Origin of the sequence: Arthrobacter oryzae (assembly GCF_031454875.1) — a bacterium.
Classification (GTDB): Bacteria; Actinomycetota; Actinomycetes; order Actinomycetales; family Micrococcaceae; genus Arthrobacter; species Arthrobacter oryzae_D.
This window is the reverse complement of record NZ_JAVDRQ010000006.1, coordinates 172,904-199,671: the sequence shown is the minus strand read 5'-3', so window position 1 is coordinate 199,671 and position 26,768 is coordinate 172,904. Positions and strand designations below refer to the sequence as shown.

General features: G+C 67.1%; 27 protein-coding genes and 1 riboswitch. Of the genes, 13 read left to right on the top strand and 14 right to left on the bottom strand.

What is annotated here, in order from left to right; translation table 11 throughout:
* Positions 1 to 17: 17 nt before the first annotated feature.
* Together J2805_RS12770 and J2805_RS12765 are read right to left on the bottom strand one after the other, a co-directional pair.
* Entirely contained in the window at positions 18 to 1,028 is a 1,011-nt protein-coding gene (locus J2805_RS12770; RefSeq protein WP_309976686.1) for an aldo/keto reductase, read from the bottom strand.
* 151 nt (positions 1,029 to 1,179) lie between these two features.
* Positions 1,180 to 1,806, bottom strand: a complete 627-nt coding sequence (locus tag J2805_RS12765; RefSeq protein WP_309976684.1) for a nucleoside/nucleotide kinase family protein — start codon at positions 1,804 to 1,806, stop codon at positions 1,180 to 1,182.
* Positions 1,807 to 2,070: 264 nt separating this feature from the next.
* Between J2805_RS12765 and J2805_RS12760 the strand changes: the two genes are divergently transcribed.
* Both J2805_RS12760 and J2805_RS12755 read left to right on the top strand, forming a co-directional pair.
* Positions 2,071 to 2,934 (top strand): ATP-binding cassette domain-containing protein, encoded by an 864-nt coding sequence (locus tag J2805_RS12760; RefSeq protein WP_309976682.1) that lies wholly within the window; start codon positions 2,071 to 2,073, stop codon positions 2,932 to 2,934.
* Entirely contained in the window at positions 2,931 to 3,707 is a 777-nt protein-coding gene (locus tag J2805_RS12755; protein ID WP_309976681.1) for a hypothetical protein, read from the top strand. The genes J2805_RS12760 and J2805_RS12755 overlap by 4 nt, the downstream gene beginning before the upstream one ends.
* Positions 3,708 to 3,762: 55 nt before the next feature.
* On the opposite strand, the gene J2805_RS12750 is transcribed toward J2805_RS12755, so the two are convergent.
* From J2805_RS12750 to J2805_RS12735, 4 genes are all read right to left on the bottom strand, one after another.
* Positions 3,763 to 4,146 (bottom strand): DMT family transporter, encoded by a 384-nt coding sequence (locus J2805_RS12750; RefSeq protein WP_309976679.1) that lies wholly within the window; start codon positions 4,144 to 4,146, stop codon positions 3,763 to 3,765.
* Positions 4,146 to 4,469, bottom strand: a complete 324-nt coding sequence (locus J2805_RS12745) for a DMT family transporter (protein ID WP_309976677.1) — start codon at positions 4,467 to 4,469, stop codon at positions 4,146 to 4,148. The genes J2805_RS12750 and J2805_RS12745 overlap by 1 nt, the downstream gene beginning before the upstream one ends.
* A 9-nt stretch (positions 4,470 to 4,478) precedes the next feature.
* Positions 4,479 to 4,544: riboswitch (guanidine-III (ykkC-III) riboswitch) on the bottom strand.
* Between the two features lie 50 nt (positions 4,545 to 4,594).
* Positions 4,595 to 5,209 (bottom strand): hypothetical protein, encoded by a 615-nt coding sequence (locus J2805_RS12740; protein ID WP_309976675.1) that lies wholly within the window; start codon positions 5,207 to 5,209, stop codon positions 4,595 to 4,597.
* 80 nt (positions 5,210 to 5,289) lie between these two features.
* Positions 5,290 to 6,417 (bottom strand): LacI family DNA-binding transcriptional regulator, encoded by a 1,128-nt coding sequence (locus J2805_RS12735; protein ID WP_309976674.1) that lies wholly within the window; start codon positions 6,415 to 6,417, stop codon positions 5,290 to 5,292.
* Positions 6,418 to 6,604: 187 nt separating this feature from the next.
* On the opposite strand from J2805_RS12735, the gene J2805_RS12730 reads away from it, so the two are divergent.
* Positions 6,605 to 8,572 (top strand): glycogen debranching N-terminal domain-containing protein, encoded by a 1,968-nt coding sequence (locus J2805_RS12730; protein WP_309976672.1) that lies wholly within the window; start codon positions 6,605 to 6,607, stop codon positions 8,570 to 8,572.
* Between the two features lie 6 nt (positions 8,573 to 8,578).
* On the opposite strand, the gene J2805_RS12725 is transcribed toward J2805_RS12730, so the two are convergent.
* Positions 8,579 to 9,259 (bottom strand): HutD/Ves family protein, encoded by a 681-nt coding sequence (locus tag J2805_RS12725; RefSeq protein WP_309976670.1) that lies wholly within the window; start codon positions 9,257 to 9,259, stop codon positions 8,579 to 8,581.
* A gap of 141 nt (positions 9,260 to 9,400) precedes the next feature.
* On the opposite strand from J2805_RS12725, the gene J2805_RS12720 reads away from it, so the two are divergent.
* From J2805_RS12720 to J2805_RS12710, 3 genes are all read left to right on the top strand, one after another.
* Positions 9,401 to 9,997, top strand: a complete 597-nt coding sequence (locus tag J2805_RS12720) for a phosphoribosylanthranilate isomerase (protein ID WP_309976668.1) — start codon at positions 9,401 to 9,403, stop codon at positions 9,995 to 9,997.
* Positions 9,998 to 10,055: 58 nt separating this feature from the next.
* The gene (locus tag J2805_RS12715; RefSeq protein ID WP_309977014.1) at positions 10,056 to 11,129 is read left to right on the top strand and encodes an LLM class flavin-dependent oxidoreductase; all 1,074 of its coding nucleotides are present in this window, start codon (positions 10,056 to 10,058) and stop codon (positions 11,127 to 11,129) included.
* A gap of 123 nt (positions 11,130 to 11,252) precedes the next feature.
* Complete coding sequence (locus J2805_RS12710) at positions 11,253 to 11,798, top strand: YceI family protein (protein ID WP_309976666.1); 546 nt, start codon at positions 11,253 to 11,255, stop codon at positions 11,796 to 11,798.
* 45 nt (positions 11,799 to 11,843) lie between these two features.
* On the opposite strand, the gene J2805_RS12705 is transcribed toward J2805_RS12710, so the two are convergent.
* Positions 11,844 to 12,860, bottom strand: a complete 1,017-nt coding sequence (locus tag J2805_RS12705) for a magnesium and cobalt transport protein CorA (RefSeq protein WP_309976664.1) — start codon at positions 12,858 to 12,860, stop codon at positions 11,844 to 11,846.
* A 186-nt stretch (positions 12,861 to 13,046) separates the two neighbouring features.
* Here J2805_RS12705 and J2805_RS12700 point away from each other — a divergent pair, with 186 nt between their 5' ends.
* Entirely contained in the window at positions 13,047 to 13,448 is a 402-nt protein-coding gene (locus J2805_RS12700; RefSeq protein ID WP_307050719.1) for a YccF domain-containing protein, read from the top strand.
* Between the two features lie 23 nt (positions 13,449 to 13,471).
* On the opposite strand, the gene J2805_RS12695 is transcribed toward J2805_RS12700, so the two are convergent.
* Positions 13,472 to 14,269, bottom strand: a complete 798-nt coding sequence (locus J2805_RS12695; protein ID WP_309976662.1) for a 2-phosphosulfolactate phosphatase — start codon at positions 14,267 to 14,269, stop codon at positions 13,472 to 13,474.
* Positions 14,266 to 15,153 carry a DUF4031 domain-containing protein gene (locus tag J2805_RS12690; RefSeq protein WP_309976660.1) on the bottom strand — a complete coding sequence of 296 codons (888 nt, stop codon included), beginning with the start codon at positions 15,151 to 15,153 and terminating at the stop codon, positions 14,266 to 14,268. Before J2805_RS12690 ends, J2805_RS12695 begins: the two co-directional genes overlap by 4 nt.
* A gap of 73 nt (positions 15,154 to 15,226) precedes the next feature.
* Between J2805_RS12690 and J2805_RS12685 the strand changes: the two genes are divergently transcribed.
* Positions 15,227 to 16,948: an HNH endonuclease signature motif containing protein gene (locus J2805_RS12685; protein WP_309976658.1), complete on the top strand. Its 1,722-nt coding sequence runs from the start codon at positions 15,227 to 15,229 to the stop codon at positions 16,946 to 16,948.
* 94 nt (positions 16,949 to 17,042) lie between these two features.
* Here the strand turns inward: J2805_RS12685 and J2805_RS12680 are convergent, their stop codons facing one another.
* Positions 17,043 to 18,377, bottom strand: coding sequence for an FAD-binding oxidoreductase (locus J2805_RS12680; RefSeq protein WP_309976656.1), 1,335 nt, complete (start codon positions 18,375 to 18,377; stop codon positions 17,043 to 17,045).
* 190 nt (positions 18,378 to 18,567) lie between these two features.
* On the opposite strand from J2805_RS12680, the gene J2805_RS12675 reads away from it, so the two are divergent.
* Genes J2805_RS12675 through J2805_RS12660 form a run of 4 tightly spaced genes read left to right on the top strand, consistent with a single transcriptional unit; the run spans position 18,568 to position 21,785 of the window.
* Positions 18,568 to 18,978: a TOBE domain-containing protein gene (locus tag J2805_RS12675; RefSeq protein WP_309976654.1), complete on the top strand. Its 411-nt coding sequence runs from the start codon at positions 18,568 to 18,570 to the stop codon at positions 18,976 to 18,978.
* On the top strand, positions 18,975 to 19,793 hold the full coding sequence (gene modA / locus J2805_RS12670; protein ID WP_309976652.1) for a molybdate ABC transporter substrate-binding protein: 819 nt from the start codon (positions 18,975 to 18,977) through the stop codon (positions 19,791 to 19,793). The genes J2805_RS12675 and modA overlap by 4 nt, the downstream gene beginning before the upstream one ends.
* Before the next feature lie 7 nt (positions 19,794 to 19,800).
* Positions 19,801 to 20,712, top strand: a complete 912-nt coding sequence (locus tag J2805_RS12665) for an ABC transporter permease (RefSeq protein ID WP_309976650.1) — start codon at positions 19,801 to 19,803, stop codon at positions 20,710 to 20,712.
* Positions 20,709 to 21,785, top strand: a complete 1,077-nt coding sequence (locus J2805_RS12660) for a sulfate/molybdate ABC transporter ATP-binding protein (RefSeq protein WP_309976648.1) — start codon at positions 20,709 to 20,711, stop codon at positions 21,783 to 21,785. The genes J2805_RS12665 and J2805_RS12660 overlap by 4 nt, the downstream gene beginning before the upstream one ends.
* A 16-nt stretch (positions 21,786 to 21,801) precedes the next feature.
* Here J2805_RS12660 and J2805_RS12655 read toward each other — a convergent pair whose 3' ends face one another.
* A complete protein-coding gene (locus tag J2805_RS12655; RefSeq protein ID WP_309976646.1) occupies positions 21,802 to 22,311 on the bottom strand; it encodes a carboxymuconolactone decarboxylase family protein in 510 nt (169 codons plus the stop codon).
* Positions 22,312 to 22,588: 277 nt separating this feature from the next.
* Positions 22,589 to 22,924 (bottom strand): YciI family protein, encoded by a 336-nt coding sequence (locus tag J2805_RS12650; RefSeq protein ID WP_309976644.1) that lies wholly within the window; start codon positions 22,922 to 22,924, stop codon positions 22,589 to 22,591.
* A 266-nt stretch (positions 22,925 to 23,190) separates the two neighbouring features.
* On the opposite strand from J2805_RS12650, the gene clpB reads away from it, so the two are divergent.
* Positions 23,191 to 25,860 carry an ATP-dependent chaperone ClpB gene (gene clpB, locus J2805_RS12645; RefSeq protein ID WP_309976642.1) on the top strand — a complete coding sequence of 890 codons (2,670 nt, stop codon included), beginning with the start codon at positions 23,191 to 23,193 and terminating at the stop codon, positions 25,858 to 25,860.
* Here the strand turns inward: clpB and J2805_RS12640 are convergent.
* Complete coding sequence (locus tag J2805_RS12640) at positions 25,857 to 26,651, bottom strand: septum formation family protein (RefSeq protein WP_309976640.1); 795 nt, start codon at positions 26,649 to 26,651, stop codon at positions 25,857 to 25,859. The genes clpB and J2805_RS12640 overlap by 4 nt on opposite strands.
* Positions 26,652 to 26,768 lie beyond the last annotated feature (117 nt).

Genomic DNA, 26,768 nt, shown 5'->3' with positions numbered 1-26,768 from the left:
TTCAGTCTACGGAAACGCTATTCACGGCCCTGGGACACCCAGTTGGGGTCCGCAGAGCGGGAGCCGACGACGGCGTCCGCGGCGGAGCCGAGCCTCTCCAGTTGCGCCGGGGTGAAGTTGAGCGCCAGGGCACCGAGGTTCTCGTCGATCCGTCCCGCCTTGCGCGTGCCGGGGATGGGAACCACGGAAAGGCCGTGCTTCTTGCCCTGGGCAAACAGCCAGGCGAGGGCCACCTGGGCCGGCGTGGCGGGTCGTCCGGAAACGGACAATTCGGCTGCCACCGACTGCACCGCGGCCACTACTTCCTGGTTGGCGTCCGCAGCATCTTCGGCGAAACGCGGGATGTTGCGGCGGAAGTCGCCGCTCCCGAGCTTCGAAGCGTCCACTGTGCCGGTGAGGAATCCCCGGCCCAGCGGAGAGTAGGGCACGAACCCCACACCAAGCGCGGCTGCCGCGGGAACAACGTTGCGTTCCACATCGCGGCTCCAGATGGACCACTCGCTCTGGACCGCGGCGATGGGATGGACGCCGCTGGCCTCTCGCAGCTCCTCGGCCGTCACTTCCGACAGGCCGAGGTGCCGCACCTTGCCTTGCTGCACCAGCGCCGCCATGGCCTCCACGGTTTCCACAATCGGAACGCGGAGGTCCCGGCGGTGCATGTAGTACAGGTCAATGGTGTCGGTGCCCAAACGGCGGAGGCTGGCTTCCACCGCCTGCTGGATGTAGGCCCGGTCGCCGCGGACGTCGGTGTAGCCGCTGCCGGGGGTGCCCACCAGGGCGAACTTGGTGGCCAGCTGGACCTCGTCCCGGCGTTCCTTGAGCAGTTGGGCGATCAGCTCCTCGTTGCTGCCGCCACCGTAGATATCTGCGGTGTCGATGAAGCTGACCCCCGCGTCCACCGCATGGTGCAGGGTCCGCAGTGCCTCGCCCTGGTCCACTTCGCCGTAGACCGGGGTGAGGGCCATGCCGCCGAATCCCAAGGGGCTGACGCTGAGGCCGTCGCCGAGGTGGACTGATGCTGCCGTCATGATGCGCTCCGTTCGGTGGGTACCCGTATCTCAGCCAACAACTCCAATGCTTGGGACGGTATTCCTCAGGAATCGATGGGTTGCTTTCGTGATTGCGCCGCTGCACGCTGTGGGAGATCCGCAGTGAACCGGCCGTGAACGGACGGCACTGCTAGGACCAGGGGATGATCCGGTCTGCCGCGGAGCGGGTGGACTCGATCAGCCGTGCGTTCGCCTCATCGGAGCCGCCGGCCCAGTCCTCTGCCGCGGGCCGGTTCATGCCAAAGCGCACGTGCCTGTCCACCAGCCGCGCGAGGCGAAGGTCCGGGGGAGTGTCCATGAACCAGACCTCATCCAGTTCCGCACGGACTCGACGCCACACGGGATGATCAGCAAGGAGGTAATTCCCTTCGGTGATCACCAGCGGGACGGAGGCCGGTACCGCGATGGAAGCCGCCACCGGCTCATCGAGCTGCCGACGGAAGTCCGGCGCGTAAACCACCGGCTCGTCCCGCCGCGCCAGGCGCTGCAACAGCGAAAGGTAACCGCCGACGTCGAACGTGTCGATAGCTCCTTTGCGCTGCCGCAGCGGCGTGCCGTCGATGATCGCATTGCCGAGGTGGAATCCGTCCATCGGCACCACCACCGCAAGGTCCGGTCCGAACTGCTGCTGGAGCCGGGCTGCAAGGGTGGACTTCCCGGAACCAGGCGGGCCCGCGATGCCCAGCAGCGTGCGCTGGCCGCCATCCAGTCTGAGGCGGAGGGCGGCGAGTGCCTGCCGCATTTCGGGGGAGTCCATGGCAAAAGCCTAGACCGGCGGCCGACGGCGGGAATGCTTCAGCAGATTCAGACGGCATATCCATATCAAATTTGAATGCCCCCCACAAGTCATGGAAAACTCATTGATCCATCGTCTTTAGAGATATGCTCGGCTGGGTTTTATCCGCCCAAAGAATCGCATATACGCGGATGCGTACGGAAGGAATTTCCCTTGAAAGTAGAGTCTGAGGCGGTTTCGGGAATTTCTTTCGCGGGAATCACAAAAGAATATTCCGGGCGGGCCGTGGTGGACTCCGTCAGCTTCGATTGCCCGTCAGGATCCATTACTGGCTTCCTCGGGCCCAACGGTGCGGGCAAGTCCACCACGTTGCGGATTGCGGCCGGCCTGACGCGGGCCGACGCCGGGGAAGTCCGTTTCGACGGGCTCCGGCGCCAGGACCTTGAAAGTCCCGGACGCGCGATCGGCTTCGTCCTTGATCCCACGGCCCTGCACCCTGGCCGATCGCTGCAGGAGACCCTGAAACTGAATGCGATGCTCCTGGACGTGCCGCGTTCCGCCGTCGAGGAGGCCCTCAGTGTTACCGGCCTCGAATCGGCGCGGAAAAAGCGTGTTGGCTCCTTGTCGTTGGGGATGCGGCAGCGTCTGGTGCTCGCCATGGCACTGCTTGCCGGACCGCAGTTCCTGGTGATGGACGAGCCAACCAACGGGCTCGACGCCGATGGCGCACTGTGGGTTCGGACCTTCCTGAAACACTTCAGCGGCCGGGGCGGAACTGTGCTGCTGTCCAGCCACCTCCTGCGTGACATGCAGGCTGTTGCCGATCACATTGTGATGATCGACCGAGGGCGGATCGTTGCTGCCGGTGCGGCGGGACAGTTCAGCGTCAGCTCCACAACCAAGGCCATCGCCGTTGAACCGGACCGCCTGGCGGAGGCCTGCAGGCGGCGCGCATGGAATTTTGAGTCCTCCGGACGGGAATTTCTCATTGATGCCGCCCCCGAGGATATTGGCCGGGCATGCCTTGAATACGGGGTAGTACTCACCCACCTATCCAACATCACGGATTCAGCGCTTGAGGAGCGGTTCCTGCAGCTGACGTCCGGAGAATTCAACAGCCGCAACAACAAACTTGAGCAGGTCCAGTGAGCAACTCCATTCTTCAGTCCGCTTCCCTCCATAACCGAGGAGACCGGCATCCCGGTTTTGCCCGCCTGGTTGCCTTCGAACTCCGCAAGCTCGTGGACACCCGCAGTTCCCGCGCAATCTTCGCTGTGCTCGCGGTCATTGCCGTCGCACTGGTGGTCGGGCTGGCAGTGGTGGGCATCAGACTGGGGCATCCCGTCACCTTCCTCAGCCTGGCGGGGAGTATTGGACTCTTCACCGCGTTGGCGATGCCGCTCATCGGCATTCTGGGTATGACCTCCGACGTTGCGCACCGGACCACCCTCGTCTACTACCCGTTGCTGCGGGGCCGGGCGGGACTTTTCTGGGCCAAGGTACTGGCTGCTGCCATCCTGGCCTTGGCACTCCAGCTTTTCGTGTACCTGCTGTCGGCTGTTGTGGCGGCCGCCCTGGGCGGACTGGGGACGCCAGGGCCATTCGACGGCGCAGGGCAGGAATTCTCAACGGGTCTGGCCACGTGCCTCCTGAGCACCATGTTCGGCGTTGCACTCGCCGCAGCGATCCGCCGCACAGCGTTGGCAATCACCGTGGTCATATTGCTCAGCCTGGTGGGTAACGGCCTTATCCTCACCTTGCTACCGGATGCCAGCGGTTACCTCAGCACCATCACCGCGCCCGCTGCACTCCTTGGCGGGCCGGACGCACCCTCGGCCCTGGAAGTGGCCACGTCGCTGACCCTCTGGTACGTGATTCCCCTCGGCATCGGATGGTGGATTGCAGAGAAGGGTGAAGCGTAGGCACTTGGGTCCGGTTCCGGTGGACCCGCACCGGCGCCGGCACCGGTGCGGCTGCCTAGCGCCGGGCCGGTTCAGCTTCCGCCCTGGCGGGTTCGGTGTTCTTGCCAGCAGGCAACAGCTTCAGCCCCGCCGCGCAGCCAACAATTCCGGCGAGGAACAGCAGCTTGAGCGGACTGGCAGGTTCGACGCCGGTGGCCATAGCCCAGCCGACGGTCAGGGCAGCCCCGACGCCCACCCACACAGCGTAGGCAGTCCCGAGCGGGATCGACTTCACTGCCATCCCGAGCCCCACCATGCTCAGCGTTGCGGTAACGGCAAAGACCAGGGTGGGTAGCGCCTGGGAAAAGCCATCGGACAGCCCCAGGGCAGTGGCCCAGACGGCTTCGAGCACGGCCGAGCCGAGCAGGATCAGCCATGCGGCCGCATTCTTGCTCAGCATCACGCCACCACCTTCAGGCCCACCACGCACGCGGCGATCCCGCCGAGCAGCAGCAGCCGCGCCGTCGTCGCGCGTTCCACTTTGGTGATGATCGCGTAAGCGGAGGTCAGCACTACGCCCACGCCAACCCAGACCGCATAGGCGGTACCGGTGGGAATGGACTGCATCGCGATGGCGAGGCCGCCGGTGCTTGCGATAACGGACACCAGGAAGATTGCTGCAGGCAGCACGCGTCGGCGGCCTTTGGCCTGGGCGGTGCGGTGCAGGGCTGCGGCCCACACGGCCTCGAGCGCCCCGGAGAGGATGAGGATTAACCACGACATGACAGATCCTTTGGCCAGTCTTGTCGCGTGCCGGGTACTGAACCGTCGTCCGGAGGTTCCGGAGGGGAACCTTGATCCCAGCGTAGCAACGCCCGACGCCGGGAGGCCAGCATTGGTGGTTAAGGTCACCGGCGGTGGATGGGCCGGTGCGGGATGGAGGCGGCGAGGGCCAGCACCAGGATGAACGACGCGGCCAGCACGGCGACCCACGCGCCGCGCGGTTCCGTGACGGCCAGTGCAGGGCCGGCGATTCCGGGCCCTGCAAGGGCGAGTGCCGCGGCGAGGGCTGCACTGACGAGGCCGCAGGCGAGCCTTGCCCAGAGCGGTCCGCGGCGGGACAAAGCGTAGCCCCCGCCGATCGCCATCAGGGCGACAGCGATGGCGCCGCCGCCGAGGCCTTCCGTGAGCAGGGCTCCGATCGCACCGGGCATGAGCAACGGGGCGACGGCGAACGCGAGCGGCGCGAGGGCAAGCCAGCGCCAACCCCGCCGGCCGCCCGTGCGCCGGAGCGCTTCCGCCCAGCCCAGGAGCCCGCCAACCAAGGCTCCGGGCAAGAGAATCGCGCCGAACGTCCCCCACCAATCGAAGGTGGAGGCCGGTCCGGCGAGTTCGACCATATAGCCGCGGAATCCGGCGGCCCAGGCAACCCCGCACGTCATGCCAATCGCTACAAGGGGCGCAGTCCGATGGAGCGCGGGACCGGCGTCGCGCGATGCTTCTGCGGATTCCTTCTCGGGCATGGTCAGCTCCACGGATTCACCTGGTAGCTGGGGACACTAGGGTACTGATGATGAAAGATCAATAGGCGCTGAGTCGGGCGCTAGCCGGAACCGGGCGCCGCCAGCGGCAGCGGAATCCGCTCCACCACGCGCGGGGCCAGGAGCAGTTGCCTCGCCGGCGGTGTGGAGGCATCCCGGGCGGCTGCCGCGTTGGTGGCGGCGTTGCCGGCGGCCGCACCGTTCACGTTGCCCGCCAGTTCGTGCGTCAGCACGCGGATGATGTGGCGCGCGGCCGCCTCCACCGGCTGGGCGACGCTGGAAAGTCCCAGGGCGGCGGCCACGGGAGTGTCATCGAAGCCCACAATCGCAGCCCGGCCGTCCGGGCCGGCAGGCTGCCCGGACAGGAAAGCGCCGGGCTGTGCTTCCCGAAGCTTCTCCATGGCTCCCAGGGCGAGCGAGTCGCTGGAACAGACCAGCGCCGTGGCACCCCTCGATACCAGCAGGGCCGCCCCGGATGCGCCGCCTGCAACGGTGTCTTCCGCCTCCACGCCGAGGACGGGAACATCCACGGCGTATCCCGCCGCCGACATGGCCCGCTCCCACCCGTGCCGGCGGTCGGCACCCACCGGGCTGCCCATGGGCCAGCCCAGGAAGCCGATCCTCGAGTGGCCTTGGCCCAGCAGCATCCGCACTGCCTCTTCCGTGCCCGCGGCTCCGTCCACGTCCACCCAGGGGTGGCCCGGCACGGCCACGTCCCCGGCGGCGTCCCAGGGCCTGCCGAAAACGGCGAAGGGCGTGCCGCGTTCCCCCAGCCAGTGCGTCCGAACGTCGTCGGGCTTGCTGGAGGTGAGGATGAAGCCGTCCAGCCCGGCGACGTCCAGAAGCTGCTCGTACTGGCGGACCTCCTCTTCGTCCGAATCTGCGCAAAACAGCGTCAGCCTGTAGCCGGCGGACTGCGCCGCTTCGGTCAGCGCGTGCAGGAAGCGGTCCAGGATGGCGCCGTTGATGCCGTCCGTGGCGGGAAAAAGCCGCATGCCCAGGTTCATGGAGCGCTGCGTACGCAGCTGGCGGGCGGCGGCGCTGGGCCGGTAGCCGGCGGCCGCGATGGCCGCCTGGACACGTTCCCGGGTGGCGGGCTTAACCTTGTGCGGCGCGTTCAGCACATTGGAGATGGTCTGCCGTGACACTGCTAGTTCACGGGCCAGGCTGGCGAGGGTGGGCCGGGACAAGTGGTCTCCTAATCATGCGGGGCCGGCTACCCAAACCAGACAGACCGGTCTTTCCCCTTACACCTTAACGTGTGAGAGTATTTAACCGGACAAATTTGATCGATCAAATTGAGCCGCCAAGGTTCACGCCCGGTAATGCGGACGCAGCCTCCGCACCCACATCCAGCAGCACAGGAGTTGTTTCACCGTGGCCTCTGAACAGCCATACCTGCACAACCTTTCCGGCGTTTTCAGCGCCCCCATCCAAGCGTGGGCCGACGCCCACGGGCAGGTCCGCCATGCGGGAGCGCAGGGAATCTACTGCGGCGATGACCGCGTCCTGAATTCCGCCGTGCTCACGGTGGACGGCAGGGAGCCCGAGTGGGTGTCCACCCAGCTGCGCTCCGCCAAGGAAACCGACTACATCTACTTTGTCCGGGCGGACGCCGAAGTAGCGGATCCGCTGCTCTCCCTGGTGCGGACACGCACCGCCGAATCCGGCCGCGTCCGTGCCGGCGAGAGCGCCGAGACTCTTACCGGTTGCTCCGGGCGCGTGGCGGAGTCGCTGCGCCTCGAATCGGCCATGCGGGAACCGGTCACGCTGAACGTCCGGCTGACCCTCGGTGCGGACAACACCACCATGGAACACATCAAGCAGGGCGGACCGGCGGGCGTCCCGGTGGAACCGGAGGGACCCGCATGGTCCTGGCGGGACAAGGACACTGCGCTGGCGCTCACAGCCGGAAACGGAACGGTGAGCATCCACGGCAGCCGCGTCACCATCGATTGGGCCGTGGAAGTCTTTCCGGGAGTTCCCGTCCACCTGGGCTGGGCCGTTGACCTGACCGATGCCGACTCACCCATGCTCGCGGCGGACGGGGAGCCCATCGTGGCGCCAACGTTGGACAATCCGCGGCTAAACCGGCTCCTGGAGCGGTCCGTCAGCGACCTCAACAGCCTTCGCCTGGCGCACTACTCGCATCCGCATGACACATTCCTGGCGGCCGGTGCGCCGTGGTTCTTCACGATGTTCGGACGCGATTCGATAATCGCCGCGCGCATGCTGCTGCCCGTCAACACTGCCATCGCGGCCGGAACGCTACGGGCACTGGCAGGCCGGCAGGGCACGGAGACGGATCACACCACCGCCGTGCAGCCGGGCAAGATCCTGCACGAGGTGCGCCGGACCGTCCTGACGATGGCAGACAGCAGCAACGTCCTCCGCCTGCCGCCGGTGTACTACGGCACCATTGATGCCACGCCGCTGTGGATCTGCCTCCTGCACGACGCCTGGGCTGCCGGCATGCCGGACACCGAAGTGGAGGAGCTCCTGCCGAACCTCGAAGACGCCCTGGAGTGGCTCCGGGACCACGGGGACCTGGACGGGGACGGCTTCCTGGAATACCTTGACGAGTCCGGCGCCGGCCTGGTGAACCAGGGCTGGAAGGACTCCGGTGACGCCATCCGCTGGCATGACGGCTCGCTCGCGAAGGGACCCATCGCGCTGGCCGAGGTGCAGGCCTACGCCTACGAGGCCGCCATGGTGGGTGCTGAAATCCTTGATGCCTTCGGGCGCCCGGGAGCCGCGGAATGGCGCGGCTATGCAGCAGCCATGGCCGAACGCTTCCGCGCGCAGTTCTGGTGCGAAGACGAGCAGGGACGCTACCCGGCGCTTGCCCTGGACGCCGACAAACGGCCGGTGGACGGCGTGACCTCCAACATGGGGCACCTGCTCGGCACCGGAATCCTGAACGAGGAAGAGCAGCGGTTGGTGGTGCGCCGCGTCATGGATCCCGCCATGTTCTCCGGTTACGGCGTGCGGACCTTGTCCACCACCAACGGCGGCTACTGGCCCACCCGCTACCATGCCGGCGCGGTCTGGAGCCATGACACAGCCCTGATCATCAGCGGCATGCTGATCGACGGCTTCCCGGATGAAGCGGCGCAGCTCGCCACCGGGCTGCTGCAGGTGGCAGAGGCCAACGAGTGGCGCCTCCCCGAGCTCTTCGGCGGCCACGGCTCAGACACCATGCGCACGCCCGTGCCGTTCCCGGCGAGCTGCCGTCCGCAGGCGTGGGCCTCGGCCAGTTCCGTGGTGATCGCCGCGGCGCTCACCCCTGTGGGACCGGCGCAGGAGAAGCTCCTGCAGGCCTCCGGCGCCAGCGCCGGCCGGTAACGCCCGCTAAGGCTGGCCGGTGACCCGGTCGATCGACACGACGGCCAGGAAACCCCGGCCCAGGACCTCCGGGGTCCGGGAGTCGGAGCCGACGACGGCGTCGTAGCGGTCCAGCGTCTCCGGCTCGCCGGAGTCCGGAGCTGCTTCAGGGGACTCGCCTTCACCGTCGCCGGCTTCGGCGGCTCCGGGTTCAACCGGGGCTGAACCGTCCGCGCCGGCGTCCCCGGCGGTTCCCGGGCTGACGGTCGCCTGGCCCTGCAGCAGGATGCCCAGCTGGCCTTCGAAGACCGGGTGCGCACGCTTCTTGGAGAGTTCAATGATGGACGTGTAGCCCTTGAAAGCGCCGTTCCGGGTGATGACGTTCAGGTCGCGGATGTCGCCGGTGGGCAGTGCGCTGGTTGTATCGGCCTCGCCCGAGAACCGGAACGGCCGGTACTTCTCCAGCGGGTGTTCGGCGCCGTCCACGGTCAGGAGCAGGAGTTCACCGTCGATCACTGTCAGCACGCGGTCCATGCCGGGGAAGGTGGAGAACGCGCCCGCCTTGGATACTTCGGCAATGCTCACGCGCCAGTCCCAGGCGCCGTCCTGCGCGGAAGCCGCCTTGGGATGGCTGGCCAGTTCGCGGGTAACCCCGCCCTTGTTGCGCCACGGTTCGGCCCTGAGTTCGGCATAGCGGATGATCTCCATGCGCCCAGCCTATCGGCCGGAAGGCAGGCGGCGTCCACATGAACACGGCCACCGGGAAGCGCCTCCGGGGAGTAACCTCGGCGCGGGCCGGGCGGGCTTGCTAACGTCAGGTGGAGGAAAAAATTGCAGGAGGAGCCAGGGATGTTCGTCAAGGTGTGTGGCCTGAGTACGCCGGAGTCGGTCCTGGAAGCGGCAGGAGCCGGTGCGGACGCCGTCGGATTCGTCCTGACCAAAAGCCCGCGGGAGGTCACTCCCGCCAGAGCGCGCGAGCTCCTTGCCCACGTTCCGGCCGGCACCCCCGCAGTGGGCGTGTTCCGTCACGAGCCGGTGGCGGACGCCGTCGCTATCGCCCGCGAGGCGGGCCTGGAGTGGATCCAGCTCCATGGCGACCGTACGCCGGAGGACGTCAAGGCAGCGCACGACGCCGGCATGAAAGTGATCAGGGCAGTCACCATGGGTGCCTCCCCTGATGCGTTCGCCAGCTGGGGTGAGGAACTGCTGCTGATTGACGCGGCAGTTCCCGGCTCCGGCGAGGCCTGGGACTACGGTTCGGTGCAGGCCAAGGGGCTGGGCGGGCGGAACTGGCTGCTGGCCGGCGGCCTTGACCCCGTGAACGTCGCCCGCGCCGCGAAGGAAGCCGGTGCCTGGGGAGTGGACGTCTCCTCCGGAGTCGAAAGTTCCCGAGGCGTGAAGGACCTGGCGAAGATCAGGGCGTTCGTCCTGGCGGCGAAGGCGTAGCAGCCCGCCCGGAATGCCCGCCCGGAATGAAGGGCGCCGGGTGATTGTTGCCGCAGACATGAAGCGCATTGGATTCCTTTCCTTCGGCCACTGGGGCAACGTCGACGGGTCCCGGACGCAAACTGCCCGGGACGCCCTGCTGCAGGGCATCGAGCTGGCCGTGGCCGCCGAGGAACTGGGGATCGACGGCGCATTCTTCCGCGTGCACCATTTCGCCCGGCAGCAGGCCTCGCCGTTCCCGTTGCTGGCGGCCATCGCCGCCCGCACCAGCAGGATCGAAATGGGTACGGGCGTGATCGACATGCGGTATGAAAACCCCCTGTACATGGCGGAGGAAGCGGCCGCCACCGACCTGATCAGCGGCGGCAGGCTGCAGCTGGGCATCAGCCGCGGTTCACCCGAACCTGCCCGGGACGGCGCCGCGGTGTTCGGCCACGTGCCGGCCGAAGGCGAGACAGCCGCGGACATGGCCCGCCGGCATGCCGCGGTGTTCCGCCGCGCCATCACCGGCGCCGGAGTGGCTGAGGGCGATCCCCGCTTCGGCGGGGGCACCGGCAAACTGCCGATCCAGCCGAACTCACCCGACCTCGCCCGCCGGGTCTGGTGGGGTGCCGGCTCCCGCGCCACCGCCGTGTGGACGGCGGAACAGGGGATGAACCTGATGAGTTCCACTCTCCTGACCGAGGACACCGGAGTGCCGTTCGATGAGCTGCAGGCAGAGCAGATCAGCATGTTCCGCACTGCCTGGTCCGAGGCCGGCCACGAGCATACGCCCCGGGTTTCGGTCAGCCGCAGTGTGCTGCCGATCGTGGACGACGAGGACCGCCGCTACTTCGGGCTAAGTGCCCTGCGGGAAAGGCGGGACCAGGTGGGGATCATCGACGGACTCGTGGCGAGGTTCGGGAAGAGCTACGTGGGCGAGCCCGGTGCTATCGCCGAGGAACTGGCGGCGGATGCCGCGGTGCAGGCAGCCGACACCCTGCTCGTCACCGTCCCCAACCAGCTAGGCGTGGACTTCAACGCCAAGCTCCTGGGCAACATCGCCCGGCACATTGCCCCCGCCATCGGGTGGCAGCCCAAGTGGTCCACGGCCGCCGCGAATGCCGCGCATGGCGCGGAAACGCGGGCTTAGCCGGCTTTCCTGCTGATTCACCGGAGGCTAGCCGTGGCTATTGGTGTTCGCTAGCATTCAGCTGGGGAGCACCCCGCAGAACAGGCGGTCCAAGCCCGCCAACCCAGTCGAAGGAGACCCGTTGTGACTCTTCCCCAAGGCATTACCCCCGGCATCTGGACCCTCGACATGTCCCACAGCGAAATCGGGTTCACGGTCCGCCACGCCGGCATCAGCAAAGTCCGTGGACGGTTCACCGATGCCTCGGCGGAAGCCCATGTGGGCCCGTCCCTATCGGCCTCCAGCCTGCACGCCACCGTTAAAACGGCAAGCTTCGACTCCGGCGATGCGAACCGCGACGGGCACGTGCGCGGGGCGGACTTCTTCGACGTCGAAAACTATCCGGAGATGACCTTCCGGGCCACGGGCATCGAAGGTGACGGCGAGGACTACACTGTCACCGGCGACCTCACCATCCGCGGCGTCACCAAGCCCGTGGACCTCGAAGTCGAGTTCAGCGGCGTCGCGGTTGACCCGTTTGGTGCCACCCGAGCGGGCTTCAGCGCCGAGGCCGAGATCAGCCGCAAGGAGTTCGGGCTGACGTGGAACGCGGCCCTCGAAGCCGGCGGGCTGCTGGTCAGCGACAAGGTCAAGATCAATGTGGAAGCGGCCCTGGTCAAGAAGGAGTAGGCCCGGGTGGTGCCGGCCACGCCCGGGCACACGCTCCGCCCGCGGTCAGATCCATTTGTTGCGCTTAAACGCCGCGTACAGGGCCACGCCCATGCCCGCCATTAGCCCAAGGGCCATCGGGTAGCCGAAGATCCAGTCCAGCTCGGGCATGGTGCGGAAGTTCATTCCGTAGATGGTGCCCACCAGGGTGGGGGCGAAGAGGATGGCGGCCCAGGAGGAGATGCGTTTGACCTGCTCGCTCTGCGCGAAGCTGGATTCTGTCAGGCGGCGCATCTCATCGTTCTGCCGCTGGGCCACCAGTGCGGCGTTGACCGTGAGCGCGTTTTGGAGGAGCGCCCTGAACGAAGCTGTCCGTTCACCAAGCCGCAGGACGTGGTCCAGGACGTCGCGCAGGTGGTCCTGCAGTTCCGTGCCGGGCCGGTGCTCCGGCGCTCCGGACAGCAAAGCCTGCAGGATTCCGGCGAGCGGACTGGTCCCGCGCTGGAACATGATGACTTGGCGGGAAAGTTCATAGATCCGGCGCGACACGTCCGGATCTCCGCCGAAAAGATCGTCCTCGATTTCGTCGATGTCGTTTTCCAGCCCGGCCACCACGGGCTCGTACTCGTCCACCACCTGGTCCAGGATGGCGTAGAGCACTGCGTCCGGGCCGAGAGCCAGGAACTCCGGCTGGGATTCCATCCTCCGCCGGACGCGGGCCAGGTCCGGCGACTCGGCATGGCGGACGGTGACCACAAAATCCGGGCCCACGAAAACGTGGATCTCACCGAACTCAACCTTTTCGACGTCGTCGAGATAGCGCGCCGGCCGCAGCACCAGGAAAAGGGTCTCGCCGTAGTGCTCAAGTTTCGCCCGCTGGTGCCCGGTCAGGGCGTCTTCCACGGCCAGGTGGCTGAGGTCGAACTCATCCGCCACGGAACGCAGTTCCTGCGAGTCCGGCCGGTACAGCCCGATCCAGGCCATTCCCTGACGCTGCCGCAGCAGGAAGTACGTTTCCTCAAGCCCTTCCGGATCGGTGGTCCGGCGGCCATTCACATAGACGGCGTTATCAATGATGGTCACGGCGGCGTCTCCTTCTCCGGAAGGCCCTTTGGCTTGACGGTGGCCTTTGCCCGGCACGCTGCCAACAGTATGCGCCACCGCCGCAGTGAATCGACGGGATGCCGGCGTATGGATTTCGTAAAGACCAGGGCCGGGTCAGGGCAATCCCCGACTCCGAATCAGGCTGGCGCGGGGGAGAATGACGGTATGAAGACGTTGCTTAACATCATTTGGCTGGTATTCGGCGGACTTTGGCTGGCGCTCGGGTATTTCTTCGCGGGGATCATCTGCTGCCTCCTCATCGTGACCATTCCGTGGGGAATCGCTTCCTTCCGGATTGCGTCCTACACGCTCTGGCCTTTCGGCCGCATGGTGGTGGACAAGCCCGGCGGCAACGGCGTGTTCGCGCTGCTGGGGAACGTGATCTGGCTGTTGGTCGCCGGCATCTGGATCGCGATCGGGCACGTGGTGACGGCGTTCGCCATGGCCATCACCATCATTGGCATCCCGCTGGCCATCGCCAACCTGAAGCTGATCCCGGTCTCGCTAATGCCCCTGGGCAAGCAGATTGTGCCGACGGACCGGCCGTTTGTCACCAGCTACCGCTAACCCGCTACGCAGGAGCTAACCCCCTACGCCGGACCCCGCGCCTGCCCAGCGCCCCACGCGTGCCCAGCGCCTGCCCGGCGGAACGCGCCGTCGTCGAGCAGCGCGACGGCGGCACTGCGGTTGAGTTCCGACGCGATCTCAACGTCCTCCTGGTAGCCGCCGAAAACGAGTTCCCGCCCGCTGGAGCATTCCAGCAGTGTCTCTTCGAGGCGTGGGCCCGCAGCGGCGAACGCGTCCATGGCCCATCGGGCTTCGGGGGAGAAACCTGCCCGGCGGTGCTCCGGCAGCGACGCCAGGAAGGCGCCCGCGCCCAACTGGTCCTCCAGCGCCGGGCGGAGTCCGCCGTCGGGCCATTTTTCGCCGGCCGCGATGACGGCGATCACTGCCGCCGGAGGTAGGTTCCGGGCGGCCCAGTCGGCCGTGGCGCGGGCGTTCCGAAGGCACACCGCGACCACCCGCGGCACCGCCCCCGCCAGGGAGTGGGCAAGCGCCGAGCCGTTGGGCGACGGCAGTACCACCCGGTCCAGCGTGGCCGCGTCGCGCAGGCTCGGGGGGGACAGGCTCACGCTGTTGCCGCCGCGCCGGCCGGCCAGTACTGCTTCCTGTTGCGCGGCGAAATCGGCGGCCGTGCTGTCATTCCAGCCGTAGGGAAGCACTTCGGCTCCGCGGTCCACGGCGACGCTCACACATGTGGTGAAACAGAGGACGTCCACCACCACGGCCAGCGCGGCCCCGGGTGCCACTGCCAGGGCGCCGTCGTGCCCCCAGTCGAAGCGGACCGTAAACGGCAACTGCCGGTGCGCGGCCTGGACCTCGCTCACGCCTGCTTGCCTTCGGGGTTCAGCTCGCCTCGGAGGTTGCGCCGGGCGGAATCCAGCCAGAGGTCCCGGCCCCGGGCCGTGTTGAATAGAGGGTCCAGTTCCAGCAGGTGACGGACGACGGCGGCGCGTCCGGCGGCGAAGTCGGCGTCGCCGATGTGCGCGAAGTCTTCCCGGACGGCGCTGAGGTAGCGGCCATAGGCCTTGGGTTCGCCGCCGAGCACGGAAAGGTCCGCGTCGCAGAGGAGGGCGCCGTCGTCGTCCCCGGCATCCGGCCGGTGGTCGGCTGTTAGCCGGACCAGCCGCCCCACCTCGTACGCTTCCTCCTCGGACAGCCCCGCATGCAGGAGACGGTCCTCGGCCAGCCTGGCCGATTCCTCCTCGTCCTGGCCGGCGATGCCGCGGTACACCGCATCGTGGAACCAAGCGGCAAGGACTACCGTGCGGGGCGGCTCCGCCGGTTCGGTGAGCAGGTCCAGGGCCTCGAGAACGGACAGCAGATGGGTGCGGCCGTGGTACTTGCGGTGTTCCTCGCCCCACCGGTCCAGGAGGTCCAGGAACAGGGCATCGTGGCCGGGCAGCACGGCGTTCCAGCGGTTTAGAAGGGGAACCTTGAGGGCTTTGCCGCGCTCGCGGGCGGGGATGCGGAGCCCGCTGGCGATGAGCTTGCGGACCAGGACCCGGGCCTCCACAGGGACGGCACCTGCCTCCACGAGGGCGTCATAACGGGCTTCGGAGACGTCGTAGTGGTCGCCGTCGAATGCCCGCTCGGGGATGCCGGCGGCCTCTGCGAAGCGGTGCAGTTCCTCAAGGGACGCGTCCGAGATCAGGTGCGAAAAGTGGGTTCCGTGGGCTGGCCAAAGCGGCGGATCGAGGTAGACGGCCATGAGGGAAGTCTAGTGCCGCGGGCCCGGGTGCCAGCTGGCCTTTTTTGTCGTACCCCCTTGGCAGAGTTATCACATGGAAGCCGTTGGAGAACTCGCCCCGAACCAGGCCTCGCGCCTAGGGCACGTTTCCGGCGTCCCGTTCAAGCCAGTGCCACTGAGCCGGGCACTGCGCGCCGTTCCTCCGGCTGGCCGCTTCGACGATGGTTCAAGCGGCCGGCCGGAGTCCGACGGCGGGAGGCCTTCCTTAGCGTCCGATGGCGACGGTGCCGCTGATCTGTCCCGGTGCCTTGAGCTGCTGAAGGCTGTGGGTTCGACGGCGGTTGAGGACGCGGCGCTGCTCAGTTTCCGTGAGGCTGCGGACTTCGCCGCTAATGTCGAGGAAGTTTCCCGGGCTGTCGAGTATTTGCAGATTGTTGCGGCCGGGGCGGTGGACCGGACCCGTCGTGAGGCGCAGGCGGCTGCGCGGTCAGCAGTAGTCGGCTCAGGATCAGCCGGCTCGGGTGCGGCGGTCGGGTGGGTCACCGGCTGGAGCACCGAAACGGCCGGGGATCATGAAGGGACCCGAACTCCGGCCGTTTCCGGACCGGATCCGGCGGATGACGGGTCCCGGAACGCGGCGGAGTTCCTCCGGGCCCGGTTGCGGATCAGCATTGCCGAAGCCCGCCGCCGGATCGCCCTCTCGTCCGCGGTGTTGCCCCGGGCCGGGATCACCGGACACATCGAGCCTCCGGTCCGGCCCGAACTCGCCGCCGCCGTTGTGGCCGCCGCTGTGGGGTCCCGGGCCGCGACGATCATCACCCTGGCGTTGGACCGGGTCGGGCACCACGCCCCGGTAGAGACGCTGGCCCGGATGGAGGACCAGCTGACCCGGCAGGCGGTGGACAGTGATGCGGATCTGTTGTCCCGGGTCGCCCGGCACTGGATCGAGGGGATCGACCAGGACGGGTCCGAACCGTCCGAGGAAGAGCTCCGCCGCCGCCAGGGTGTGTTCCTGCGGCAGGCCCGTCGCGGGCTGCAGCACATCGAAATCTTCGCGACCCCGGACCAGTATGAGCCGCTCCTGACCGTGATGAACACCGCCACCAACCCCCGCACCCGGACCTGCGGAGGCGACGGCAGCGCCGATGACACCGGCGGCGCGCCTGATGCCGCCCTGGACCTGCGGACCCGGCCGCAGCGGCTCCTCGACGGCCTGGTCGGCGCCTGCAAAGCCGGCCTGAGCACCGGCGGGCTCCCCACGGCAGGCGGGCTGAAGCCACAGGTCATGGTCACCATCGACTACCGCGACCTCCTGGACCGCCTCGAACACACCACCGCCCAAGAAAGCGAGACCACTCTCAGCCCCGGCTCCGGCACAAGCACAAGCAGGCTCCCGGGAACGGGCTCGTTCACGTTCACCGGACCGGTCAACGCCTCCACGGTCCGGAAGATCGCCTGCGACGCCGACATCATCCCCGTCCTGCTCGGCAGCCAAGGACGGATCCTCGACATCGGCCGCAGCACCCGGATTTTCCCGCCGCACATCCGCAAGGCCATCACCGCCCGCGACCAGGGCTGCGCGTTCCCCGGCTGCACCATCCCGGCACCCTGGTGCGAAGCCCACCACATCACCTACTGGTCACACGGCGGATCCACCAGCACCGAGAACGGCACGCTGTTGTGCTCCCATCACCACCACCTGATCCACAAGGAGCAGTGGCACATCCAGGTCAAAACCGGGGTCCCGTGGTTCATCCCGCCACCCCACATCGACCCCCGCCAAAAACCGAGACGAAACAACTACTTCAAAACCTGACCGCACGCTGAGGCCGGACGCCGCCATGCACTAAGCCCCGCCAGGGCAGTCGGAACGTCAGCGTGTCTTGGTCAATGCGCCGTCGTCGAAATGCCTAGGCAGGAGCAGGTGGGATGTTCTGGTTTCCGCGGAACACGTTGTCCGGATCGAACTCCCGTTTCACCTGGGACAGGCGGACGAAGTTCTCGTTCCCGAAGGCCGCGCGAACCCGGGCCTGGCCTTCGTCGCCGATGAAGTTCAGCCACACCCCGCCCGTGGCATACGGCGCGATGTCATGACGGAACCTCTTGACCCAGGCCTTGGCTTCCTGGCCGCCTTCGGGAGTCTCCTCGATGCCGAAGGGATGGCTGATCCAGTTGGCGTTGCGGTTCTGCAGGGGCGTCAAGGCGGCAGCGGGTCCGCCCACAGCCCCGCCCCAGCGGGCTATCAGCTGTTGGGAATGGGGCCCCGGCAGGCTGTGGGCTGAATCAATGAAGATATCCAGTGCGTCGTCGGTGAGCTCGCTATGGTAGTCGGCGCTCCAGTAGTTGTAGAGGTTGGGCGGGTCGTCGATCATGCACTGGAAATCGGCGTAGTTCATATCGCCCACGAGGTCAACGGCGGGATTCAGCTCGCGGTACGGTTTGGCCTGTTCCGCACCTTCGGCCGCCTCCCCAGCGAACACGTACGCCAGCCCCACGGCCATTTTCCCCACCATTCCTTCCGGCACGAAAGGCTCCGGCGGGGCTGTCAGGTACACCAAGGCTGCCCCAACGGCGTCCGGCGCCTGGAGGGCAAGGTCCCGGTAACCGCGGCTGACCTCCGGTGCCGCGTCGCCCGGCCAGAGCATCAGTCCGGCATGGACCGTTGGACCTAATTCGTGGAGCGCGAACGTGAAGGACGTGGCCACTCCGAAGTTGCCGCCTCCTCCGTGCAAGGCCCAGAACAGTTCGGGGTTCTCCTGTGCGCTCGCGGTCACCAGTTCGCCGCCTGCCGTGACAAGGTCCACTGAGACCAAGTGGTCGCAGGCGAAGCCATAGGCCCTTTCCAACCAGCCCGAGCCGCCACCCAAGGTGAAGCCGGCCAACCCCGTCGTGGAGACGCGGCCGCCGGTCATGGCCAGGCCGTACTGCTGTGTAGCGCGGTCGAACTCTCCGCAGGTCACGCCGGCACCAATGGTTACAGTACGGTTTTCCGGGTGCACCTCGATGGACTTCATCGGGCGCACATCCACAACCAGGCCGCCGTCGTTCATGGACATCCCTGCCACGGAATGCCCGCCTGCGCGGACCGCCACGGCCAGTTCATTGTCGCGTGCATGCTTCAGGGCTTCGGCCACTTCGCCGGCGGTACCGCATTGTGCAATCACGGCCGGGTGCCGGTCGATCATTGCGTTGAAAAGCTTCCGGGATTCGTCATAGTCCGGACTGTCAGGCCTGATCCATTGCATTGCAACGCTCCTTCGCGCTGGCGGCTCCGCCCCCACGAAAAATCGTACTGCCGCAGCACTCGGCCGAGCTATGGCTCATTGTTACGAGACTCTTATGTGTGAGCTGGTCCGTTTTCGCCCAGCTGCAATGTTCCGACTATGCGTATGTTTCACCCTGTTCGGACCGCAAATGAGGATTTAGACTGGACCAATGCCAACAATCAGGATCGCCGAAGCTGCCAGGTTTCTGGGCGTCAGCGACGACACCGTCCGCCGCTGGACCGAGAACGGAAGCCTCACCCCGGTCAAGGACGAATCCGGCCGCCTGGCCGTGGACGGGTTCGAGCTGGCCAGCCTCGCCCGGGAGCAGGCGCAGCTCCCGGAGGATCCCACCCGGGTGGGCAGCTCCGCGCGCAACCGGTTCGTCGGGCTCGTTACGGGTATCACGGCGGACAAGGTCATGGCCCAGGTGGAACTGCAGTGCGGGCCGTTCCGGGTGGTGTCGCTGATGAGCAGCGAAGCCGTCCGGGAACTGGGCCTGGAGCTCGGCTCGGTGGCCACCGCCGTCGTCAAGGCCACCACCGTGATCATTGAAACACCCCAGGGGAAGAGCATCGTTTGAACATCCGGAATCCGTGCGTCGCCGCATTGCTGACAGCTGCCGCCCTCACCGCCGGCGTTGCCGGCTGCGCTCCCGCGTCCCAGTCGCCGTCGGCCGAGCCCTCCTCGGACGGTACTTCCCCGCAAGGGACGGGGCAGCTCTCCGGGACCATCACGGTTTTCGCCGCGGCCTCGCTCAAAGCCCCTTTCACACAGTTGGCCAAGGAGTTCGAAGCCAAGAACCCCGGCGGCAAAGTGACACTCAGCTTCGCCGGTTCCTCAGACCTGGTCACGCAGATCACCCAGGGTGCGCCCGCTGATGTCTTTGCCTCGGCCGACACCAAGAACATGGCCAAACTTTCCGACGCCGGACTCATCGACGGTACGGCGACGAACTTCGCCACGAATGTTTTGGAGGTCGCCGTCCCGCAGTCCAACCCGGCATCGATCTCATCTTTCGAAGACCTCGCCAGGCCCGGCGTCAAGGTGGTCGTCTGCGCCAGCCAGGTCCCCTGCGGCGCTGCGACGGACGCCGTCGAAAAGGCCTCCGGCGTCACCCTTTCGCCGGTCAGTGAGGAATCTTCCGTCACGGATGTCCTGGGCAAGGTGGCCTCCGGTGAGGCCGACGCAGGCCTGGTGTACGTCACCGACGTCAAGGGCGCCGGGGACAAGGTGAAGGGTATCCCTGTCGCCGAAGCAGGCAAGGCCGTCAACACGTATCCCATCGCCACAGTAGGCTCGAGCAGGAACAAGGAACTTGCCGCCGCCTTCATCGCCATAATGACCGGTACCGAAGGCAGGAAGACCCTCGCCGACGCCGGCTTCGGGGCACCGTAAGGAGACCATGGAACAGTCCACGGGCGGCGGATACCACGGCATCCCGCGCTGGATCTACGCGATCGCCGCGGTGGGCGGCCTGTTCGTCCTGCTGCCGTTGGCAGCAATGGCGGCCAAGGTCAACTGGCCCCAGTTCATTCCGCTGATTGCCTCCGAATCCTCGCTGACTGCCCTTGGGCTCAGCCTGCGGACCTCCGCGGCGAGCACGGCCCTGTGCATCGTCCTCGGCGTGCCGCTTGCACTGGTACTGGCCCGCTCGACGTTCCCGGGCCAGCGGCTGCTGCGGGCCTTCGTGCTGCTGCCGCTGGTGCTGCCGCCGGTGGTTGGCGGCATCGCCCTCCTGTACACCTTCGGCCGCCAGGGCCTGCTGGGCCGGAGCCTCGAGGTCGCCGGGATCCAGATTGCGTTTTCGACGACGGCGGTGGTACTGGCGCAAACGTTCGTTGCCCTGCCATTTTTGGTGGTGAGCCTGGAAGGTGCGCTGCGAACGGCCGGCGGACGGTATGAGGCCGTGGCTGCCACCCTTGGAGCCGCCCCCACCACTGTGCTGCGCCGCGTCACCTTGCCGCTGGTGCTGCCCGGCCTGGCATCCGGGGCCGTGCTGTCCTTCGCGCGGAGCCTCGGCGAATTCGGTGCAACGCTCACGTTCGCTGGAAGCCTGCAGGGGGTCACCCGGACCTTGCCGCTGGAAATCTATCTGCAGCGCGAAACGGACGCCGACGCCGCCGTCGCGCTTTCCCTCGTGCTGGTGGCCGTCGCTGTGACGGTGGTGGGACTGACCTATCGGCGGCCGGGGGCTTCGGCCCGGCGCAGCGGGTTCGCCGGCAGTGCACTGGCAGGCAGTGGTCCGTCGGGCGTCAGCCCGGCCGGCGCCGACCTGCAGGCCGCCACCGACGGACGATCGGACGGCAACCGGTGAGCTTTCACGTGCAGGCCACCGTGCGTGCCCGCGGATTCGACGTCGGGCTGGACCTCGCGCCGGGCGAAACCGTGGCGGTACTGGGCCCCAACGGGGCGGGGAAATCCACCCTCCTCAATGTCGTTGCCGGACTCCTGCGCCCCGATTCCGGCCGGGCAGAAATCGACGGAAAAGTACTGTTCGACCTCAACGGCGGCACCCGCACCTGGACCGCTCCGCATCACCGCGGCACGGCACTCCTGGCGCAGGAGCCGTTGCTGTTCCCGCACCTCAGTGCCCTCGAAAACGTGGCCTTTGGGCCCCGCAGTGCCGGGAGTTCGAGGAAAACTGCGCGGGAAACGGCGCGGAAGTGGCTGGCAGCGGTGGATGCCACGGATCTTGAGTCACGGCGGCCTGCGGAACTCTCCGGCGGGCAGGCGCAGCGCGTCGCGGTGGCCCGGGCGCTCGCAGCCAATCCCGAGGTGCTTCTCCTGGACGAGCCCATGGCAGCCCTGGACATCCACGCCGCACCGCTGCTCCGCAGGCTCCTGAAGAAGGTCCTGGCCGGGCGGCGCGCCATCATCATCACCCACGACGTCCTTGACGCGCTGATGCTGGCCGACCGGGTGATCGTCCTCGAAGCGGGAAAAATCGCCGACGAAGGGCCCACCCGGCAGGTCCTGCAGCGGCCGCGCAGCCGGTTCGCTGCCGGGCTCGCCGGGCTGAACCTCATCCCCGGGACCCTCACCGCCACAGGAATCAGGACGGCAGAGGGCCTTGAGGTGGCCGGGCATCAGGACGAGGACGTGTTCCCGGACAGTCCGGGGCTTTCCGGCATGGCCGGGCAGCCCGGTGTTGCCGCCTTCCCGCCGTCGGCCGTGTCCGTGTTCCTGACCGACGCGCACGGCAGTCCGCGGAATTCATTCCCCGTCACCATCACGGACCTGGAACAGCACGGAGACCAAATCAGGGTGCGGGCCGGCGGGATGTCCGCCGACATCACTCCCGCCGCCTCGGCGGACCTGGGTCTTGCCCCGGGAATGACTGTCTATTTCGTGATCAAGGCGGCTATTGTCGCCGTCTATCCCGCTTAGCAAAACCTCCGGACTCCTAGCGCGCCTCGGATTCGTCCCGGGCTTCCCGGCGCACCGGGTGCTGGCTGGTGATGGACACGCGGTTGAACGCGTTCATGGTGATGACCAGCCAGCTCACGGCTGAGTACTCTGCTGCATTCAGGTGCTCCCGGGCGTAGGCGTCCTCACGGTCCCGCGTGTGGGCGTCGGGAAGGGTAGTGATGGACTCGGCCAGCGCCAGGGCCGCGCGTTCCTTCTCGGTGAACAGGGCAGTGTCGCGCCAGGCCGCCAGGACCGCGAGCCGCTGCGTGGTTTCACCCTTCTTGAGGGCATCGGCAACGTGCATGTTCAGGCAATAGGCGCAGCCGTTGATCTGCGAGATGCGGACGTTCAGCAGTTCGGTAAGTGCCCTGCCGATGCCGGCTTCGTCGGCGGCTTCCCGGGCCTTCAGGCCCAGCCCGTTCAGTGCACGCCAGACCGAAGGGCTCTCCTTGTCGATAAAGATGTGCTGAGTGGTGGGATGGGCGGCTTCGCGGGTCTGGTCCATGGCTCCCAGAATACCCATCCCGGAATGACAAGTTTTGTCACAGTCGTGACATCGCGATCGAAGCGTTGTAGTGTTTCCAGCGGATCGCCCGCCTGCCCGCGGCGGGCGGCGGTCCACCAAAGAAGTCTCTGTATGGGGCTGCGCATCAGCGGTGTGCAGGTTGCCCATACCAGCCGGAGGGCGGTTCCTTGGGGGAACCGCCCTCCTGCATGTCCGGGCATGGCCGCCGGACAGGGAATGCCCAACCGGCCGAAAATGCCCAACCGGCCGAGCGGGGTCACGCTCCGGGCATGTCCAGGGCCTCGTAGGCCCGAATGCTGGCGCCCGGCAGCATGAGGTGGGGATGGCCCTCCAGCAGGGCGAGTGCGCCGTCCATGTCTTCCGCCTGCAGCACGCTGTAGCCGCCCACCGTGCTTTCCGTGTCGGAGACGCCGGTGCTGGTCACTTCCTTGCCTGCGCCCAGCGGTGTGCCCAGGTCCACCAGGGCCTCACCTGCCTTGTCGGCCCACTGCATCCAGGCCTTCATGCCTTCCTGGGCCGCTTCGGGCGAGCTCTCGGCCATGAGCTCCTGTGCCGACTGGGTTGCGATGTAAAGAACTACAAACTTCTTCATCAGAGGTCCTCGTCTTTAGTGTGGCTTGCGGTCTTTAGTGGCTTGCGTTTGCGGCGCTTCACCCCTCCGTTTCACAGGCTCGAGCCTAGGCGGAACGTTCCTCCGGGTCTACCGCCCGCAGGGAAATTTCCGGACGGCCCGCCGCGGGCCGATTGCCCCTAGACAGCCATTTCGCCGTCGGCAAACATTGACCGTAAGGCGCATCGGTGAAAGTTGAGCGTTGTACACTCAAGTCTAAGAATTGATATCCCCGGAAGGAGCTCTCTTTGGACGCCAAATTCACCACCAAGAGCCAGGAGGCTCTTTCGGCTGCAGCCATGAACGCCTCCACGGCGGGCAACCCGCAGGTTGAGCCGGCCCACCTCCTCAAGGCGCTCATGGACCAGCGCGAGGGTGTCGCCGTCGCGCTTCTCCGCGCCACCGGCGCGGATCCGGACGCCGTCAGCGTCCAGGCGAGCAGCGCCATTAAGGCGCTGCCGGCAACGTCGGGCAGTTCCACCCAGCAGGCCCAGCTCTCCCGGCCTGCCCTGCAAGCTATCCAAAACGCCAAAAATGAGGCGGACAGGCTGGGTGACACTTTTGTCTCCACCGAAGTCCTGCTGCTGGGACTCTCCGCCGGGAGTGACGCCGTCGGCAGGTTAATGCGCGACGCCGGCGCCTCCCATGAGGCTCTGCTCGCCGCCCTGCCGGGTGTCCGCGGCGACCGCAAGGTCACCAGCCCGGATCCGGAAAACACCTTCCAGTCACTGGAGAAGTTCGGTACGGACCTCACCGCGATGGCGCGATCCGGCAAACTGGATCCGGTGATTGGCCGCGATACCGAGATCCGGCGCATCGTCCAGGTCCTGAGCCGGCGCACCAAGAACAACCCCGTGATCATCGGTGAGCCCGGCGTGGGCAAGACGGCGGTCGTTGAGGGCCTGGCCCAGCGCATCGTGGCCGGCGACGTCCCGGAAAGCCTGCGCGGCAAGACCCTCATCGCCCTGGACCTCGCCTCGATGGTGGCAGGAGCCAAATACCGCGGCGAATTCGAGGAGCGGCTCAAAGCCGTCCTGGAGGAAATCAAGAACTCGGACGGGCAGATCGTCACCTTCATCGACGAGCTCCACACTGTGGTGGGCGCAGGGGCCACCGGAGACAGCTCCATGGATGCCGGCAACATGCTCAAGCCCATGCTGGCCCGCGGCGAGCTGCGCCTGATCGGTGCCACCACGCTGGATGAGTATCGCGAGAACATCGAAAAGGACCCCGCCCTGGAACGCCGCTTCCAGCAGGTCTACGTGGGTGAGCCCAGCGTGGAGGACACCATCGGCATCCTCCGGGGCCTCAAGGAACGCTACGAGGCCCATCACAAGGTGGCCATTGCCGACTCCGCGCTCGTGGCCGCGGCCACCCTGTCCAACCGCTACATCTCGGGGCGCCAGCTGCCGGACAAGGCCATTGACCTGGTGGACGAGGCCGCCTCCCGCCTGCGCATGGAGATCGACTCCGCACCGGAGGAGATCGACCAGCTGCGGCGCCAGCTGGACCGGCTGACCATGGAGGAGCTGGCACTCGCCAATGAGAAGGACGACGCCTCCGTGGAGCGCCTGGCTGCCCTGCGGGCGGACAAGGCGGACAAGAACGAGGCGCTGGCCGCACTGAACGCCCGCTGGGAAGCCGAAAAGGCGGGCCTGAACAGGGTAGGCGACCTGAAAGCGAAGCTCGACGAGCTCCGGTCCAAGGCGGACAAGGCCCAGCGCGAAGGCGACCTGGAGACGGCGTCGCGGGTCCTGTACGGCGAAATTCCCGCGTTGGAACACGAGCTGAACGCTGCCGCCGAGGCGGAGTCTGCGCGGGTGGCCGGTGGCGGTGCCAAGCAGGAGCTCATGGTGGCCGAGGAAGTCACAGCGGACGATATTGCCGAAGTGATTTCCGCCTGGACCGGCATCCCCGCCGGACGCATGCTGCAGGGCGAGAGCCAGAAACTGCTGCACATGGAGGAGGAGCTGGGCAAGCGGCTGATCGGACAGTCCAAGGCTGTCGCCGCCGTGTCCGACGCCGTTCGTCGCGCCCGCGCCGGGATCAGCGACCCCAACCGGCCCACCGGATCGTTCCTGTTCCTCGGACCAACGGGCGTGGGCAAGACGGAGCTGGCGAAGGCCCTCGCGGATTTCCTCTTCGACGACGAACGCGCCATGGTGCGGATCGACATGTCCGAGTACGGCGAAAAGCACTCGGTGGCGCGGCTGGTCGGGGCGCCCCCGGGCTACGTGGGCTACGAGGAAGGCGGCCAGCTGACTGAAGCCGTCCGCCGTCGGCCATATTCGGTGGTGCTGCTGGACGAGGTGGAGAAGGCCCACCCGGAGGTCTTCGACATCCTCCTGCAGGTGCTCGACGACGGCCGCCTCACCGATGGCCAGGGCCGCACCGTGGACTTCCGCAACGCCATCCTGGTGCTCACCTCCAACCTGGGCAGCCAGTTCCTGGTGGATCAGTCGCTGGACGCGCAGGCCAAGCGCAACGCCGTGATGGCCACCGTGAATGCCTCCTTCAAGCCTGAGTTCCTGAACCGCCTGGACGAAGTGGTGCTGTTCGACGCCCTGACAGTGGATGAGCTGGCCCGGATCGTGGAGCTGCAGGTGGCCGAACTCGGCAGGCGGCTGCACGAACGCCGGCTCACCCTCGAGGTGACCGAAAGTGCCCGCGCGTGGCTGGCCATGTCCGGCTTCGATTCGGCCTACGGCGCGCGCCCGCTGCGCAGGCTTGTCCAGCGCGAAATCGGCGACCGCCTGGCCAGGGCCATCCTCGCCGGCGACATCAACGACGGGGACACGGTGCTGGTGGACACCGCCACCGACGTCGATGAGCTCACCATCGAAGGGCTTGAGGCGCTGGTGGGACCCGACGGCGGCCCCGCCGCCGGCAGCGGGCTGTCCGTGCGGCGGAAGAGCTAAGGCCCGGCTGAGGGGATGAGGGATTCCATGATGACGTTGCCCTTGTCAGCTGTGACGTAGCAGTCAACCCGCCGGTCGCCCTGCTCCCAGCTGGTATCGCTGGGGTAGGCGTTGCGTTGCATCAGGACGTAGTTGGCCACGGCGTCGGTCAGTCCGGCGCCCTGGCAGATTTCGCGGCCCTTCTCCCGCAGCGCGGCAATGCCCGGGTACGAGTCCGATTCCGGGTACCGGTGCACTGCAATCAGCTGTGCCGAGTGGCCGGAGGTGCAGGGCACTACACGTGATTCAGTAGCTTCGGGATCGAAATTCTCGAAGCAGTCACCCAGCTGGTAGTCCAGGGCGCTCACTCCATCCAGGGGAAGCTGGCCCCTGGATGGCTGGGCGGACGCCGACTCAGTCGTGCCCGGAGCCGGAGGCTGGTTTGCGGCCTGCTGGGTGCCGCTCGAGATCAGGGTGACCACCCACCAGGTGAGCAGGCCCAACAGGACCAGGCCCACAACCACGGCGCCGGCCTTCAACAGGGTCTGCCTTGACCCGGTCGACGGGGTGTCTGTGACCGGAGTGTCTGTACCCTGGCTTTCTGCGGACGGAGCGTCGTTGGCCGGGGCATCGGTAGCGTCGTTTGCGGGGGTCTCGTTGGGGGTGGGATCGGGCGTGACCGCCGGCGGCTGGACGGGCAGGCTGCTGGTGGGCGGCCGGGACGGGGGCGGCGGCAGGACCGGCGGCGTTTTGGGTCCCGGAGTCGTGTCCGGGTTCCCTGTGTTGTTGCCTGTTGCGTTGCTGTCATTCACGTGAGGATTCACCCTTCCGGCGTCTTTTTGCTCGGCGGACCACGGTGGATGCGGCCGCAGGCGTGGAGTCGCTCAAACGACTCTACCGAAGAAAATCGGCAGGCCGATATGGCCGGG